The 15,648-nt window shown below is 42.1% G+C and carries 15 protein-coding genes; 7 read left to right on the forward strand and 8 right to left on the reverse strand.

Annotated elements, in window-relative coordinates:
• The first annotated feature begins 139 nt into the window (after positions 1–139).
• The 4 genes from H6571_19070 to H6571_19085 all read left to right on the forward strand — a co-directional run bounded on the left by H6571_19070 (position 140) and on the right by H6571_19085 (position 4,303).
• The gene (locus H6571_19070) at positions 140–2,206 is read left to right on the forward strand and encodes an acetate--CoA ligase family protein (GenBank protein MCB9325848.1); all 2,067 of its coding nucleotides are present in this window, start codon (positions 140–142) and stop codon (positions 2,204–2,206) included.
• 91 nt (positions 2,207–2,297) lie between these two features.
• Positions 2,298–3,053 (forward strand): triose-phosphate isomerase, encoded by a 756-nt coding sequence (locus tag H6571_19075; GenBank protein MCB9325849.1) that lies wholly within the window; start codon positions 2,298–2,300, stop codon positions 3,051–3,053.
• Between the two features lie 183 nt (positions 3,054–3,236).
• Positions 3,237–4,085 (forward strand): peptidase S24, encoded by an 849-nt coding sequence (locus H6571_19080; GenBank protein ID MCB9325850.1) that lies wholly within the window; start codon positions 3,237–3,239, stop codon positions 4,083–4,085.
• Positions 4,082–4,303 (forward strand): hypothetical protein, encoded by a 222-nt coding sequence (locus H6571_19085; protein MCB9325851.1) that lies wholly within the window; start codon positions 4,082–4,084, stop codon positions 4,301–4,303. Before H6571_19080 ends, H6571_19085 begins: the two co-directional genes overlap by 4 nt.
• Before the next feature lie 104 nt (positions 4,304–4,407).
• Here H6571_19085 and H6571_19090 read toward each other — a convergent pair whose 3' ends face one another.
• The gene (locus H6571_19090) at positions 4,408–4,773 is read right to left on the reverse strand and encodes a hypothetical protein (protein MCB9325852.1); all 366 of its coding nucleotides are present in this window, start codon (positions 4,771–4,773) and stop codon (positions 4,408–4,410) included.
• Between the two features lie 45 nt (positions 4,774–4,818).
• On the reverse strand, positions 4,819–7,254 hold the full coding sequence (locus H6571_19095; protein MCB9325853.1) for a penicillin acylase family protein: 2,436 nt from the start codon (positions 7,252–7,254) through the stop codon (positions 4,819–4,821).
• Between the two features lie 147 nt (positions 7,255–7,401).
• Here H6571_19095 and H6571_19100 point away from each other — a divergent pair, with 147 nt between their 5' ends.
• The 3 genes from H6571_19100 (at position 7,402) to H6571_19110 (ending at position 10,570) form a co-directional block, all read left to right on the forward strand.
• Positions 7,402–8,073: a hypothetical protein gene (locus tag H6571_19100; GenBank protein ID MCB9325854.1), complete on the forward strand. Its 672-nt coding sequence runs from the start codon at positions 7,402–7,404 to the stop codon at positions 8,071–8,073.
• A 153-nt stretch (positions 8,074–8,226) separates the two neighbouring features.
• Complete coding sequence (locus tag H6571_19105; GenBank protein MCB9325855.1) at positions 8,227–8,640, forward strand: hypothetical protein; 414 nt, start codon at positions 8,227–8,229, stop codon at positions 8,638–8,640.
• A gap of 187 nt (positions 8,641–8,827) precedes the next feature.
• A complete protein-coding gene (locus H6571_19110) occupies positions 8,828–10,570 on the forward strand; it encodes a phospho-sugar mutase (protein MCB9325856.1) in 1,743 nt (580 codons plus the stop codon).
• Between the two features lie 658 nt (positions 10,571–11,228).
• Here the strand turns inward: H6571_19110 and H6571_19115 are convergent.
• From H6571_19115 to H6571_19140, 6 genes are all read right to left on the reverse strand, one after another.
• Positions 11,229–11,549 (reverse strand): hypothetical protein, encoded by a 321-nt coding sequence (locus H6571_19115; GenBank protein MCB9325857.1) that lies wholly within the window; start codon positions 11,547–11,549, stop codon positions 11,229–11,231.
• Between the two features lie 75 nt (positions 11,550–11,624).
• Positions 11,625–12,119 (reverse strand): DUF4411 family protein, encoded by a 495-nt coding sequence (locus tag H6571_19120; protein MCB9325858.1) that lies wholly within the window; start codon positions 12,117–12,119, stop codon positions 11,625–11,627.
• Between the two features lie 10 nt (positions 12,120–12,129).
• Positions 12,130–13,257 carry an ImmA/IrrE family metallo-endopeptidase gene (locus H6571_19125; GenBank protein ID MCB9325859.1) on the reverse strand — a complete coding sequence of 376 codons (1,128 nt, stop codon included), beginning with the start codon at positions 13,255–13,257 and terminating at the stop codon, positions 12,130–12,132.
• Positions 13,258–13,883: 626 nt separating this feature from the next.
• The gene (locus tag H6571_19130) at positions 13,884–14,180 is read right to left on the reverse strand and encodes a hypothetical protein (protein MCB9325860.1); all 297 of its coding nucleotides are present in this window, start codon (positions 14,178–14,180) and stop codon (positions 13,884–13,886) included.
• A gap of 171 nt (positions 14,181–14,351) precedes the next feature.
• The gene (locus tag H6571_19135; GenBank protein MCB9325861.1) at positions 14,352–14,909 is read right to left on the reverse strand and encodes a hypothetical protein; all 558 of its coding nucleotides are present in this window, start codon (positions 14,907–14,909) and stop codon (positions 14,352–14,354) included.
• 48 nt (positions 14,910–14,957) lie between these two features.
• Positions 14,958–15,239: a hypothetical protein gene (locus H6571_19140; GenBank protein MCB9325862.1), complete on the reverse strand. Its 282-nt coding sequence runs from the start codon at positions 15,237–15,239 to the stop codon at positions 14,958–14,960.
• Positions 15,240–15,648 lie beyond the last annotated feature (409 nt).

Below are 15,648 nucleotides of genomic sequence, written 5' to 3' on the forward strand. Positions count from 1 at the left end.
TTTAAAGTAGAAACATCGTATAAATTTCGCATACATATTATTAAGAGTAATCTTTTGCAAGAAGATTCTTTTGGAGTCGGAAAATGGGGGGAAATTACCCTTGAGTTTAATACCTTTGCCTTTTATAATTTTTACAACAATGATCAACAACCATATAATCGCCCCAAAGAGTATCGTCGTGGTAGGGGGCTCCAACCATTTACACAAACCCGGAGGCAGAATCATTCAAAATCTGCTCGACGGAAAATTCAAGGGAACCCTGCATGTCGTCAACCCCAAAAGCAGAATTGTGCAGGGGGTTGAGGCAGTTCCTTCCATTGAAGATTTGCCGGATGTGGACCTGGCTATTTTGTCGGTTCCTGCCAAATTCTGCCTGGAAACCGTCACCTTCCTGGCCAGGAACAGAAATACAAAGGCCTTTATTATCATTTCCGCCGGTTTTGGCGAAGTGTATCCCGAAGGCAAGATTGTGGAAAAACAACTTGCCGAGGTGGTCAATGAAACCGGGGGGTGTCTCTTTGGTCCCAATTGTATAGGGGTCATCACCGAAAATTATTCAGGCGTTTTCACCCCGCCTATTCCTGTTTTTCACCGGGACGGCTGTGACTTCATCTCTGCTTCCGGTTCCACCGCACTTTTTATCATCGAGGCCGGCATTCCCCGCGGGCTTCGTTTTGCCAACGTATTCACCGTTGGGAATTCGGCTCACACCAATGTCGAAGATGTCCTTGAATATATGGATGATAATTTTGATCCCGAAAGTAGTTCACGGATCAAACTTTTGTACCTGGAAAATATCTCCAACCCGGCTAAATTGCTAAAACATGCCATCTCACTGGTGAGCAAGGGATGTAAAATCGCTGCCATCAAATCCGGTGCGACGGATGACGGGAAAAGAGCTACGGCCTCCCATACCGGTGCCATGGCCAACTCTGATGTTGCCGTCCGGGCCTTGTTCCGCAAGGCAGGCGTGGTGTATTGCAGCAGCCGGGAAGAATTGATTACGGTAGCTTCCATTTTTTCCTACAAAAAACTGGAAGGCAAAAATATCGCCGTCATCACCCATGCCGGAGGATCGGCCGTCATGCTGACAGATGCCCTTTCCCAGGGCGGACTGAAGGTGCCCCTGATCGAAGGCCCGCATGCAGAGGAACTAAAAACCTACCTGGCTCCCGGTTCATCCGTTAGCAATCCTATAGATTTCCTCGCTACCGGCAATGCCGAGCAGTTGGGCATCATTATTGATTATTGCGAACACCTTTTCGAACATATTGATGCGATGATCGTGTTGTTTGGCAGCGCCGGCCTTTTTGATGTGGAGAATGTTTACAAGGTGTTGAATGTTAAACTCGCTGTATGCAAAAAACCGATCTATCCCATCCTGCCTTCCCTCATTAATGCCAAAAATGAAATCCAATATTTCCTTTCCAAAGGACACGTCAACTTCCCGGACGAAGTTTCCCTGGGCAGGGCTTTGGCGGAAGTTTTTTACACCCCGTCCCCTTTGGTGGCGCCTGAAATAAGTATTGAGATCGATGAAAAGCATATCCGCAAAATAATCGATGAGGTGAGTGATGGGTTTATGCCCCTTGACAAAGTAAAAGAATTGCTTCAAACTATAAATATCCATGTCGCACCGGAGTATCTGGTCACTACCGAAGCAGAAACGATAAAAGCAGTGAAGGCTCTTGGATTTCCGCTGGCAATTAAAGTGATAGGTCCTATTCACAAATCAGATACGGGAGGCGTGGCGCTAAATATTTATACAGAAGAATTGGCGGTGAAGGAATTTCACCACATGATAAATATTGAAGGAGCTACCGGGGTGCAGATTCAGCCCATGCTCACCGGGGTGGAACTGTTTATCGGGGCAAAACACGAATCGTCTTTTGGCCATATTATCCTTTTTGGCATTGGGGGCATATTTGTGGAAATTTTCAAAGACGTCAAAGCGGGCCTTGCCCCGATCGGCAGGGCAACGGCCAAAAGGATGGTTCACAAACTGAAAGGCTATCCCCTGATCAAAGGCGTCAGAGGAAAAACGGGCGTCAATGAAGAAGCCATTATGGATATTATCCAGGGGGTGTCGGCTCTCGTGCATACCGCTCCGGAAATCGTTGAAATGGATATCAACCCCATTATTGGCAAAGGGGATGATCTGACGGCTGTGGATGCCCGCATTAAAATTGAAAAACTCATTTCCTAAATCTTTTGAATTTCGGGATTTTGTCAGAGTATAATATTCCTTTAATCCGCATATTTTGTACCTTTCGGGGCAAATAAAAAACAAGAAAAAAATGACACGAAAACACATCGTCGCCGGTAACTGGAAAATGAATAATTCCTTCAAAGAAGGAAAGGAATTGGCTAAAGCAGTCAAAAAACTAAAACGTTCCAAAGATGTAATCACCATTTTAGGAACACCTTTTATTCATTTGAGGGCTGTTGGCAAGATCATCAAAAAGGACAAAACCCTTAAACTGGCTGCTCAAAATTGCCACAACGAAAAAAGTGGAGCTTTTACAGGGGAAATTTCCATCCCCATGCTGGCTTCGGTTGGGGTAAAATACGTTATCATAGGCCATTCGGAAAGAAGAGAATATTTCGGTGAAGACGATGCTTTCCTGGCCAAAAAGGTAGATGCCTGTCTGGAAGGTGGTCTAACCCCCATCTTTTGCTGCGGTGAAAATAAGGCCATTCGCGAAGCGGGAACCCACGAAAGTTATGTAGCCAAACAATTGGAAAACAGCCTCTTCCATTTATCCGAAAAAGAATTCTCAAAACTTGTCATCGCCTACGAGCCGATATGGGCTATTGGAACAGGACTGACCGCTTCCTCCCAGCAGGCTCAGGATATGCACCATGCCATCCGCAAGCTCATTGCCGACCAATACGGAGCTGCCATTGCCGAGGCCACCAGCATTCTTTATGGAGGCAGTTGTAAGCCTTCCAACGCCAAAGAACTGTTCAGTCAACCGGATGTGGACGGCGGACTTATCGGTGGTGCAGCACTGAATGCGGAAGATTTTGTAGCCATTGTAAATAGTTTTTAAAGGACAGTAGCTGAGAGACGGAAGAAATTACTTAACTTAGGTTAACATTCTTCCGTCTTCCGCTATAAATCAGACCATTCCTTGGCAACTTATCACTTATTTGAATAAATTAACGCAACAAGGTTACGGAATAAAAATCAATTGCTTATCTTTGTAAGCAATCATCACAAAACCAACGAGTATATGAATAGTATTGTCACCCAACGGTTTATTAAGTGCCACAACAAACTCAGGGAGGACAATCGTATCAAATCGAGCCGTCAGTTTGCTATCATGCTGGATTATCTGCCTCAAAGTTTAAGCGAAATAATGAAAGGCAGGCGTGATGTGACGATTGAATTACTCCGCAAGGCTATCGTGCTTTACAAGATCAATCCTATTTATTTATTTACCGGAGAGGGGCCTTTGTTCATGAGTGAAGAGAGCCATAAGGATTTTCGCGTACTCACCATCGTCACCGACAGCAATGACGACGAAAAGATTTTGCATGTGCCTATTCCTGCCCAGCCGGGATATGCCAATGAACCGGGTGATCCGGCTTTTACCAAAGACCTTCCCACTTTTTCTCTTCCCGATTACAAATACAAAGTAGGAACTCACCGCTCTTTTGATGTGGCCGGTGACCATATGGAACCTACACTTTTTGAAGGAGATAAAGTGGTTTGCAGTTTCCTCGATCCAACCCTTTGGGTTTCTTCCATTAAAACCAATTACGTTTATGTCATCATTACCCGGGCAGAGGTGATGGTGAGGCGCATTAAATCGGTGATGAAAGACGAGAACCAGGTCGTTTTGTGTTCCGACAATAATTTTTATCCTGAACATACCCTAAACTTAGGAGAGATTCGAGAGATATGGTACGTCCGGGCCAAAATAAGCCCGTTTTTACCCTCACCCAATAACATCAATAACTACCTGGCTGAAGAGATGTTTATGCTAAAACAAACCCTGACCAACCAGTCCAGATTAATTTCAGGGTTCGAAGATAAACTCAACCAAATCCTACCACCTGACAAAAACAATCCGACATGAAAGCGCTCCATATTAAAGGCGAAGTAGTTTACCAAAATATCGGCACCGGTTTTTGGGGCATCGTTGATGACAAAGGCAACGAATGGCGCCCGGTCAACATGCCGAACCAACTCAAAACTGAAGGCAAGAAAGTTCATATTACGGCGAAAAAGGCTAAAGAAGGCATGTCCATCTTTATGTGGGGCGAAGCTATTGAGGTCCTTACTTTTGAAACCTGAATTGTGACATAGTTGCCATCGCCTTACCCCGGCTTGAAATGCAGTGTCTTCCCAAAAACAGGTCAATTTGTTTAAAGAATCTTTTGTTAAACGGCGATAGATATCTAAACCTTCTCCGCCTTCAGTGCTGAAATGAAGCGGATCAGCAACCGCCCGGTCAAACCACCCAGACCGGCAAACATCCCTCCGAACAAAGCGGTAAAGGCTAAAATCCCCGTTGCTCCGATGCCTCCAAAAAGCTGCCCGATCCGTGCCGCCAAAATGCCTTCGTTTCCGGAATTGATCCATAAGGACATACCTCCCCACAGGAATAGTCCTCCAAGAAAAGCCGCCAGGAAAATTTCAAAAGGCTTGCTTTTTATGATTAGCCCGGATAGGAAACCGGCCAGGACAATGGCCCACCAGGGAAGAAATTGATGCAGGATGAAGGCGAAGACCATTGTGATGATTAGTGCTGTGGCAAAACGCATTGTTTTATTTTTTTTTAGCTTAGTATTTTTTTTGGAATTTGCTGCCTATTCAGGTACTTTCTCTATTTTCATTTTCCATAAAACAGGTTGTCCCAGGTCTTCTTTATTTTTCATAAAAAAGAGCTCTTTATAGTTACCTTCTGCCCAGGAAAGGATCATATTGTCATAATATTTGCTGCCGGGATTCCCGGACTGCCCCCCGGGAAAAACACCCCAGGCTTTGGGATAGTCACCCAATTGAACGATCATCCGCCACGAAGGACCAAAATCGTCCTGAACGGCATTGATGGCGTCCCGATAACCCCCTACGGGTACATCGTAAACCCCAAAAGCAGGGATATTCGCCATGTGCCCGATAAAAGTTCCTTTGTATTGCTGCCAGCTATAGCCCGGTGTTTCGTATGCTGATCCGATGGCTTCCAAGGTGGCCTTCAGGGCCATTTGAACCACTGCTGCTGCATCTTCCTTTGCTTCTGTGGCAACGACATCAAAAATATCATTCTCCGGATCATTGGCAAGTAAATCGATCAGGCGCCATTGGGCCGGATACAATACGTCCATTGAATCACTGAGGCTATAAACCTCATCAAAAGTATTGCGATAGATGAGGGAAAACCATTTGTCAAAGGCAGCAGGAGCCTTCAGTCCTTTTTCAAACCGATAATCCCAGTCGGCGAGGTCCTTCAACATGGATTTCGCCACTGGAGCCTCTTCTTCCCCACCATTTAAAGCCAACATGAGAGGCAGGGCCTCTTCCGCTTTGATGCTAAAGGTATTATTCTGCATTTCCATCATTTTTTCCGGCGTAATGTTCTCCATGCGGGTGAGCATCCTGTTGATGCTACGACCCCGGTATTGGTCAAAACCTCCATTGTAGTAATAAGGATAATCAGGGGCCGTTGACCGCTGATTAGAGGAAGTCACATATCCTCTTTCAGGATTCACGATCTGCGGCACCTGGTCCATGGGGATAAATCCTTTCCAGGCGTTTTGGGAATTGCTCCCATCGAGGATGAACCGGCCTTGCTGATCTGACTTTAAAGGGAGTTTGCCATTCACCGTCATGGCGATGTCCCCTTCATTGCTGGCAAAGACAAAATTCTGAGGCGGATAATCATAACAACGCATGGCGTGGACATAATCATCGTAATTTTTGGCCTTCATCAATTCTACAAAAGTACTCAACGAAGACCTGCTATCATTGCTGAAAGCATAATGCAGCACCCATTGCATGGCCATATCGTGGTAAGGGGAGGTGTCATCAGTATAGGCAATTGGACCCCAAAGGGTGTATTTTACCTTTTCGATATAAGGCTCCTGTCCTTTTATTTTGATTTCTTCTTCCACTAATTTTACTTCCAGCTTGTCCTCCCCTACCCAATAGGTTTCCTTGGCTTCATCTGCCCATTTGATTGTGTACCAATCGACCAGGTCATGCCCAAGGTTGGTCTCTCCCCAGGCAATGTTTTCATTGAAGCCGATGGCAATGCCCGGCATACCTGGCAGAGAAACGCCATAGGCATTCATGTCCGGTGTGGACAACTGGATCTCGAACCAGATAGAGGGCAGTTTCAGCGACAAATGTGGATCATTGCAGAGGATGGGTAAACCCGTTGTGGTTTTTTTTCCGGAAACGGCCCAGTTATTGCTACCTATGAATTCCGGCGGATTTTCAAAAACCTGCCGGGCGGGGACTTCCTGGCTCAGGGCATTGGCAAGAGTGTCTTTCCAAACAGGTTCAAAGTCGTATTTTTTTTCACCAGGAATAACTGGCATTTGTTTGGGGTTGTATTCGGGGTACAAAAACTCAAACATTTCAGGTCCGAAAGCTTCCATAGCGTTGCTGGCTCTCAGATCCTCGTTGCGGGAAGATAAGGTTTCCACCATTCCGCAAAGGAAAATAGCCGATTTTAAATTCGTCCAGGGTTCGGGTTCATACCCAAGAAGTTTGAATTCAATCGGGTACTGCCGGGGGGAGAGGGTGGCCAGGTAGGCATTGGCTCCTTTTGTATAAGCATCGATCCATTTGATCTCTCCTGTTTTGGTCCAGTTTTTAACAATATTCTCAGCCGCCCAGCGCATACCCTTCCGACGTTGTCCCAGGTCTCTTTCCTTTAGGTTTGGCCCAAGGATCTCGGCCAGGTAACCGCCTGTGGCTCGGGTGGAGACATCCATTTGCCAAAGCCTGTACTGAGCCGTCAGGTAGCCCTGAGCAAAAAAAGCATCTTCCAGGCTGGAAGCAAAAATGTGAGGCACGAGGCGCTCATCAAAAACAACGTTGACCTCCTCCCCGATCGCAGCAAAATTGAGTTTCCTTTCTCCGGGCAAGGCTGTACTTTCTGCGTTTTGCCAAAAGCCGTCAAAGGGACTCAAAAAACGCCCCATGGCCGGCAGTGAACTCCCGAAGGGATGGTGGGTATTTGCCACCCAAATCAAAAAGAAGGAAAAAATGAAGGCCAGGAAAAATTTAACCGGTTTCATGTTGATGATTTTGAAGCAATATAGTGAGAATTGAAGTTTTATCCATCAAAACCCTATGTAAGTAGAATTTAAAAAATAACCCGGTAGGCAATTAAACAATTAACCGGTCAATAGGCTTATCTTTACGGGATAAAAAAAAAAGACATTATGATTTATCTGGCAGCATTGACCGCATTGGTGGCAGCAGGTGGCGTAGGATTACTTTCGGTCGTACTGAAAAACCGCTGGCCCGGGAAAAATAAGATATCAAAGGCACTTGATGCGCTGAAAAAGGAAACTTTACAGATCGCAGGAGAACTCGTACCCATCGAAAAGGAAGAACTCGAAGAATTTTCTTCCAGGCAGACCAACAAATCTTTCAAAAAAGGGGTGGTTACTTCTGCTAAGGGGGTATTTACCACCATCTTTCATGAACCTGTCATGGCCTACAATTATAAAAAATATCTTGGCGGTGGCATTCGCGACAATGCGTTATTGTATATCATGACCGCCAAAAATGAATTCACCTACTGGTTGCAAAAGTCCGGAACAGAGATTTTTATCGACGGCCACCGGGTCGGCACTTTTAAAAATGATAATGTTTTATACGGTGCTCAAAAGAAAAAACCGCTTGCCAAAATAGGCCCGATGATGAATGACATGAATCCTGTTTTCATTTATGAAAAGGAAATGGGCAGTATCACTAATAAAACTATAGAAGGAAAGGAACTAAGCACCCGGGCATTCCAGTTTCTGAAGGATGATTTTTCAAGGGAAGAGAAACTTTTGTTTTTAGCAATTTGCGGTTTCGAGCTGGTGATCAGAGGAATGGATAAATAATCCGGGATCATTTGGATATCGTAAAAAATCATAAAATATTTTATTCATTTTCAGAACATTAACAGACTTTCTTTGTTAATGTAAGCTATATTCTTTTAATTTGTGCAGGCCAAAAGCCGCCACCCAAACATTCAGGCACTTAAATGTAGTAAAATGAATTTAAAAGAGAAAGCTAATCTGATCATTTACAGGTTCAGGGAAAAAGGATTGGAGATTTTTTTGATCAACGATGAAGAGCAATGGGAAATTCCCAATGGGAAATTACCCAGCAAAGCCCCCGAAGACCTCGTTAATGAGGATAAACTCATCGAACTGGATCCTGTGACCCAGGCCAATGGAGACACGGAAGAAGCGTGGGCGGTTGAAGGGGACTGGCACGAAATTCCTTCCCTCAAGAAAATGCTCTACGAAGATGCTTTACAACTGAAAGATAAATTAAAAAGCATGGATAACGGCTCCTTTTTTGCCGTTAAAGAGGCCCTGAAAAAGGTAATGCCTCACCAGTACGCTTTTTTAAAAGAACTGAAGGATACGCTCATCGAGCGCAATTCCACCAAAGATATGTAATTGGTTTTTAAGTCTTCAAATGTCTAAAAAGCAAAAAAGCCCGGCAACTTTGTCGGGCTTTTTTTTGAAGTTTATTCAACCTAAAATAGGTGCAAATTTTCTATAAATATTATATTTGGGTGTGCCGAAAAAAGGCATATGAAAGAATCCATTTAAAATAGCTTTTTCCAATCAAAAATATCCACCTATGTCTACCTCAACCTTAGCTCCCGAAATACTCAACAGGATCAATAAATGGCTCAACGGAAATTATGACGAGGCCACCAAAGCCGAAATTCGCCAGTTGATGGATGCCAGTGAAACCACGGAACTGACCGATGCCTTTTATAAGGACCTTGAGTTCGGAACGGGCGGCCTTCGCGGGATTATGGGAGCAGGTTCCAACCGGGTGAACAAATACACATTGGGCATGGCCACACAGGGCTTTAGCAACTACCTGCTAAAAATTTACCCAGGAGAGCAGGTTAAAGTTGCCGTAGCGCATGACAATAGAAACAATTCGGATATTTTTGCCCAGGTGACGGCCGACGTTTTTTCTGCCAATGGCATTTATGTGTACTTCTTTGAAGCATTACGCCCCACGCCTGAACTGTCTTATGCCATTCGTGAGCTGGGCTGCCAGGGAGGGGTGATGTTAACGGCTTCTCATAATCCCAAGGAATACAACGGTTACAAGGCCTACGGTGCCAACGGAGGTCAACTGGTGGATCCTCATGATGTCAATGTAATGGAAGAGGTTAGAAAAATAACAGACATTTCTGCCATTAAATTTGATCGGAACGAGCACAATATTGAAATGATCGGGCACGACCTGGACCAACGTTATTTGCAGGCCCTTGAGGACCTGTCCATTTCGAAAGAGGCCATCCGCAGGCAAAAAGACATGAAGATCGTATTCTCTCCCATCCACGGAACAGGTGGCGTAATGGTCCCGCCGGCCCTGAAGCTCTATGGTTTTGAAAACGTGATTCTGGTGGAGGAACAAATGGTGGTTGACGGCAATTTCCCAACGGTCATCTACCCCAACCCGGAAGAGAAGGAAGCCCTGACCATGGCCCTCAACAAAGCAAAAGAAACGGATGCCGAGCTGGTCATGGCCACCGACCCCGATGCGGATAGGGTGGGCATTGCAGTTAAGGATGATCGGGGCGAATGGGTATTGCTCAACGGCAACCAGACCGCTACCCTGCTGGTGCACTATATGCTGACGGCCTGGGAAAAGAACGGCAAACTAACCGGTAAGGAATACATTGTAAAAACCATTGTAACCTCCTACCTGCTGGATAAAATTGCCGCCTCGAAAAATGTCGAATGTTTCAACACCCTGACCGGCTTCAAATACATTGGCGAGATCATGACCAAACTGGAAGGTCAAAAGACCTTCATCGTGGGAGGAGAAGAGAGCTACGGCTATTTGGTAGGAGAACATGCCCGCGATAAGGATGCCATCGTTTCCTGCACCATGATCGCCGAAATGGCCGCTTACTACAAAGACCAGGGGAGCAGCCTGTATGAAGCCCTGATCGATTTGTACTTAGAATATGGTTTCTACAGGGAAAAGCTCATTTCCGTTACCAAAAAAGGCAAAACGGGGGCCGAAGAGATCCAGGCCCTGATGGAAAAATACAGAAGTCATCCGCCTACAAGCCTTGGAGGATCAAAAATCGAAACCATCAAGGATTACGAAAAAAGCATTTCCAAAAATATGCTGACGGGAGCCACGGAAAAAATAGACCTGCCCTCTTCGAATGTACTTCAGTTTTTCACCGAAGACGGCAGCATCATTTCTGCCCGGCCTTCCGGAACGGAGCCCAAGATCAAATTCTATTGTAGTGTCAATGACAAGCTGAAAGACAAGGCTTCCTTCCCGGCGGTAGAAGCCAAACTGGATGCAAAACTGGATGTTATTTTGAGGGATTTAGGGGTTTAGTGGATAAAAGATCTGGGTTTGTAACGAGCAATGTTTTTTTATAAAATCTTGTCAGTTGTCTTTTGATTCTTGAAAATTGAGAGGCACGAGCCTGATCCTGACCATCCTAAAATCCACCTGACAATCCTGATCCTGGCAAGTTGGGACATAAATGTCGCGGATATGATAATTCAGGAGAAGCCAAGAAAAACCGTACTGATGAAAATCAATAAAAAAAAGCCCTTGAACGTTGATATTCAAGGGCTTAAGTATTGGGTATTGAGTAGTCCGTACGGGCTTGGAAATAAACACATAAAAAGTTAAAAATCAGACAATTACAATCGCCAAAAAACAACATAAAGAAATAATTAAGAAGTTACTCCTCTATTTCTTGAGTTTTCTGAACTTTTGCAATAGTCGCAGGTTCCGTTTTTAAACCAGTTTTTTCAGAGCACGCACGAAAGCCATAAGCAAATTAAACTTTTCCTTTTCATTTGCATTATTGGCTTTGAGTTTACGGGATTTGATGCGCTTGGCCTCCTTAGCGCTTTTGTTTTTCATAGTACATCGTTCATCGGTTATAAATAAGATGAACGGTAAATATAAAACAAAATGTTTTTATAATTAAACAAATAAAACATTTATTGATTTAATTATAACTTAACCCCAAAATACAACCCTATGGAAATATCCATTCCCTTTCCTGGCATCCGAAAACACTCAAAGTTGTTTCTTTTATGGTTGGATATAGAATATAACCGCTCACTTGTTCTACTTGTGCATTATGCTGGCCTTCTGTTAGATCCAGTTCCCTGAAGGTATTCCCGGACAATCTAAATTGATAGGTTCCATCAACCCATAAGTCGTATGGATTGCTTGAAGTATTCGTAAATCGAACAGTTCCTGTTAGGCAATTGTCTATACTGTCCTTACTACAGGAAAAAAACATTACACTCGAAAGGATTAAACTCATAAGAATGAGCCTATTCAAATTTTTCATCTTGTTTGATATTTAGGTTATAAAATAAATTTGTTTTCAAAACTATCATTTTTTTTTGGAAAGGCAGGATCTTTGTTATATCTCCTCACCTAATTCCCTTAACATAGCAATCGTATCAAAACAAAGTACTTCAAGATGTTCACAGGCCTCTGGAATAAAAACTTTGCTCTTTTTTTGCCAGTTCATTTTTTCATAAGTTATAACAGTGCAATTATTTTTATGACCATAGGCCACGAGCCATGGATCTGCAATGTCAGCCTCCAAAAATTCGTTGAGGGCCCTTGGGGTATATTGGGAATTCATTGAATTTGCCCAATTAACAACCGTAGAGTATGAATTTATACAATCATCAGAGCTTTTAAAAAAGCCGTCCGGTAAATTAGCTACACACCACTCAGTCAGGGAATCCTCATTTCGGTAAATTTCATCTTTTACCTTATCAATGCTAATGATTTTATTTTCATTGGCCAGGCTTTTTATCTTAGTCCAAAAACTTTTGAAGACATCAAATGGATAATAAAACCTGTGTGCCTGAATGAAAAAATTTGCGTCAAGTACATAAATTTTCATAAGGGGGTGATTAAAAATGTTCAGAAATAAATTTGTCGTATGTTTTTCCTTTTAAGCCGGTTAGCCTGAATGCATCCCTATATAATAGTTGGTTTTGTTTTACAGCTTGATTAATATGAGCTGCAAATAATAAGCCTATTCTTTTTTTACTATTACTGTAAAAGCTGCCGCCGGAACTTTTAGGTTTTGGTATATTTGCAATTTCTTTGATATAATTATTGTAGAATTCAAAGAAGTCAGATTTACTAATTTCCCCAAAATCTAATGCACGCCTCCCTATAACAATTGGGCTTACCTTAAATTTAGTTGCCATCCGCTCAATATCCTCCGGAGTTTCCCACATCTTATTGAAAAGATTATGCGGAACCAGGAATTCAGCTGCTACTTTGTCACAAAGTAGCTCAATAGGGTCATCAGCAGGCATAAAATCCCTAAAATCAAATCCGGCACTTTGGCCTATCCAAACATGCGCTAATTCATGGATCAAAGTAAATAATTGAGCAGATTTAGTGTCTCCGGAATTAACAAAAAGGAAAGGTGCAATTTGATTAACTAAAACAAAACCTCTACAATCATTGACATTGATTGGTCGATAAGGATTATTTTCTACAATACTATTGAAAGAAACTACAATACCGAGATTTTCGATTTTCTGGGTGATATAGTTAAGAGTTTCATATTTTGTCTTAAATCTGAAAGCCCATTTTGGGTTAATATCTAAGTATTCCCTTATATTTTCAGCAATCTTTTTAGCATCAAACTCACTTTTGTAACTGCCTACATAATCTAAGGGCGGAAAATCATTTTCTAATAAATAATCCGTAAGCCATTCCTGTCTATTTTGAAGAAGTAAAATTGTATCATAAACATTCAGGCTAACAGTATCAGTTTTCCCTTTACCAGTACGAAAAAAAGGAATTGGAAGTTCTTCTACCGGAGGCTCAGCAAGAAAGAAATAGCCAAAAGGAAGATGAACCTTGTTAGAAAAAGTTTCTAACTGCTTAACTGTTGGTTTCTTTCTTTGATCGATCCAATCTTTTATCATAGGGGTGTTTTGAATGAATTCATGCAATTCAAATCCAGCCCTTTGTATAGACCAGGGAATCATGTTAACATTTATATCAACTCGATTTGCCATAACTATTTTTATTCGGTTTTTATCGCAATATAAGGGATTTTCCGCTCACCCAACTCACCCCTATCACTCATCCAACTCACCTGGAGCACAAAAACTACTCATCTGACTCATCTCTAGCCACAAAACCACTCATCTTCATTGCCAGGCGCCTTAAAACGCCTTATCTTTAAAAATTTTGTCTTCCCCCTACTCCAAATCTCCCGCCAATTCAAGTTTGATCCAAGCATAGCCAGTTTAAAACAGAGCCTTAAACTATCGGGGAATAGATATTTATTATTTGGAATTTTGTATACATTATTCGGTCTTTTTGAAGGTTTTTGTTTACACAAATAAAATGATTTTTTTTAATCATCATTCTCAGTATTCCATTTGCCAGAACCATTACATTTAATGCAAGTTGTGACTGGTATCCCTCCACATTTATCGCAAAGGATTTCATTATCATAATTATCCTTAATTAATCCTCTGTCACAATATTTACACCGAACCTTTCCTGTACCACTACATCCATCACATTTAACTTCCATCTCGTTTGATTTAAGGTTATAAAATAAATTTGTTTCAAAAAATTCCTACTCTATCCCCAACTCCCCAGCCAAATCAGTATCCTTCCACGATATACAACCCTATGGAAATATCCATTCCCTTTCCTGGCATCCGAAAACACTCAAAGTTGTTTCTTTTATGGTTGGATATAGAATATAACCGCTCACTTGTTCTACTTGTGCATTATGCTGGCCTTCTGTTAGATCCAGCTCCCTAAATGTATTGCCGGATAATCTAAATTGATAAGTCCCATCAACCCATAAATCGTATGGATTGCTTGAAGTATTCGTAAATCGAACAGTTCCTGTTAGGCAATTGTCTATACTGTCCTTGCTACAGGAAAAAAACATTACACTTGAAAGGATTAAACTCATCATAATGAGCCTGTTAAAATTTTTCATCACGTTTGTTTATAGGTTATAAAATAAGTTTGTTCCAAATATAAAAATTAACTCCCAATTTATCCGCCAAATCCAAACTCCTCCCCTTATTCTCCCGCTCCAAGCATACCAAGTTTAAGAAAAATCCTTTTTCATTTTTTTAAATACCTATTGCCTCAATACATCTGCTGAAGCCAATTCAACAGAATAACTTTTTGATTTCCATGGAACCTGCACTTTTAGTTCGAAATCATTATATTCAAGGGGAGACATTCTTTTGCCTAAGTTTACTTGTTCTTGCATAAAAAAGTTATCATTCCTATCATAAAAATTTACTGCCAGAATTATGTTTACGTATGTTGTATGACTGGATTTGTTTTCTATGGTTCCTGTTATTGAACTTTTGCCAATAATCCTCATTTTTTGCCCATGATTGTACAGAACCAAATACCTCTCAGGCGAATGGTATTCCCTGGATTTTTCAAGGCTTTCCACTCTGTCTTTTTTATTATTTTGAATTGCATTAAAGGCGAAAATGGCCAGAACAACCATAAGAAGGGTTGAAATCCAGAATATCCAGCTTTTTGATTCGCTATTTGGACTGGGAGTTGAAAAAAATATTGGTCCGTTGGCGGAGTTTCTTGCTTCAGGAAATTCCTTGTAGTAATCATTAATTCCTTTACCATTATTATCCTTTTTCCAATCTTGAAAACTCGGTATGGACATTTCGTTTTGATTTTAATTGGTAATGTAAATATGTTTCAATCCATCAATTTACTCTATCCCCAACTCCCCAGCCAAATCCGGATCCTTCCGCTTGATCTCCCGCTCCAGCTCAGCCACACGCTGCTCCAGGAGCTTGTTCATCCGTTTATACACTTCTTCCTCGTCCTGCTTGTCCAAATCCACCATGCCCATACTCTCTTCCTCCCCGGGATCCAGCCACATTTTGCCCTCGCCCAGGAGTAGCCATAAGGGGTTGAGCTTTGGATTGTCGTAGAGTTTTAGGATGGATACTATGGTGGAGGACTTAATACCTGAGTCCCTTTTTAACATACTGGCGAGGCCTGGTTGACTTAATCCAATCTTTTTCGCAAAAGTGGTTAAATTTTTTTCCTCTTTAATTAATACATTAATCCTATGAGCAATAGACATCTATATATAATTGAAAATAAAATATAAATTTTGCATTAAAATTTCATTGCAAAATCTTGTTTTTATCGCAAAAGTTATAATATATTTGCGTCGAACACAAACACATAGTTTAACTAAAACACAATCAAGCGTTTAAGTTAGTCGCAAGCGTACGCAAGCGAAACAAAAACGCCGTGTTTGTTTCAAAGATAATACAAACTTTTGGTAAATGACAAAGGCAGGTTTGCCTTTTTGACAAAGGGGGGATTGGTTTAGGGTAGTACATTTTGCTTAAGGTTTTTGATTGATTGTATGTAACACTTACAAATAT

Source organism: Lewinellaceae bacterium (genome assembly GCA_020636105.1).
Taxonomy (GTDB): Bacteria; Bacteroidota; Bacteroidia; order Chitinophagales; family Saprospiraceae; genus BCD1.

What these genes read in the sequence shown, in the direction of transcription:
- H6571_19070 (MCB9325848.1), top strand. Translation starts at nt 140, where the DNA reads ATGATCAACAACCATATAATCGCCCCAAAGAGTATCGTCGTGGTAGGG.
- H6571_19075 (MCB9325849.1), top strand. Translation starts at nt 2,298, where the DNA reads ATGACACGAAAACACATCGTCGCCGGTAACTGGAAAATGAATAATTCC.
- H6571_19080 (MCB9325850.1), top strand. Translation starts at nt 3,237, where the DNA reads ATGAATAGTATTGTCACCCAACGGTTTATTAAGTGCCACAACAAACTC.
- H6571_19085 (MCB9325851.1), top strand. Translation starts at nt 4,082, where the DNA reads ATGAAAGCGCTCCATATTAAAGGCGAAGTAGTTTACCAAAATATCGGC.
- H6571_19090 (MCB9325852.1), bottom strand. Translation starts at nt 4,773, where the DNA reads ATGCGTTTTGCCACAGCACTAATCATCACAATGGTCTTCGCCTTCATC.
- H6571_19095 (MCB9325853.1), bottom strand. Translation starts at nt 7,254, where the DNA reads ATGAAACCGGTTAAATTTTTCCTGGCCTTCATTTTTTCCTTCTTTTTG.
- H6571_19100 (MCB9325854.1), top strand. Translation starts at nt 7,402, where the DNA reads ATGATTTATCTGGCAGCATTGACCGCATTGGTGGCAGCAGGTGGCGTA.
- H6571_19105 (MCB9325855.1), top strand. Translation starts at nt 8,227, where the DNA reads ATGAATTTAAAAGAGAAAGCTAATCTGATCATTTACAGGTTCAGGGAA.
- H6571_19110 (MCB9325856.1), top strand. Translation starts at nt 8,828, where the DNA reads ATGTCTACCTCAACCTTAGCTCCCGAAATACTCAACAGGATCAATAAA.
- H6571_19115 (MCB9325857.1), bottom strand. Translation starts at nt 11,549, where the DNA reads ATGAAAAATTTGAATAGGCTCATTCTTATGAGTTTAATCCTTTCGAGT.
- H6571_19120 (MCB9325858.1), bottom strand. Translation starts at nt 12,119, where the DNA reads ATGAAAATTTATGTACTTGACGCAAATTTTTTCATTCAGGCACACAGG.
- H6571_19125 (MCB9325859.1), bottom strand. Translation starts at nt 13,257, where the DNA reads ATGGCAAATCGAGTTGATATAAATGTTAACATGATTCCCTGGTCTATA.
- H6571_19130 (MCB9325860.1), bottom strand. Translation starts at nt 14,180, where the DNA reads ATGATGAGTTTAATCCTTTCAAGTGTAATGTTTTTTTCCTGTAGCAAG.
- H6571_19135 (MCB9325861.1), bottom strand. Translation starts at nt 14,909, where the DNA reads ATGTCCATACCGAGTTTTCAAGATTGGAAAAAGGATAATAATGGTAAA.
- H6571_19140 (MCB9325862.1), bottom strand. Translation starts at nt 15,239, where the DNA reads ATGTTAAAAAGGGACTCAGGTATTAAGTCCTCCACCATAGTATCCATC.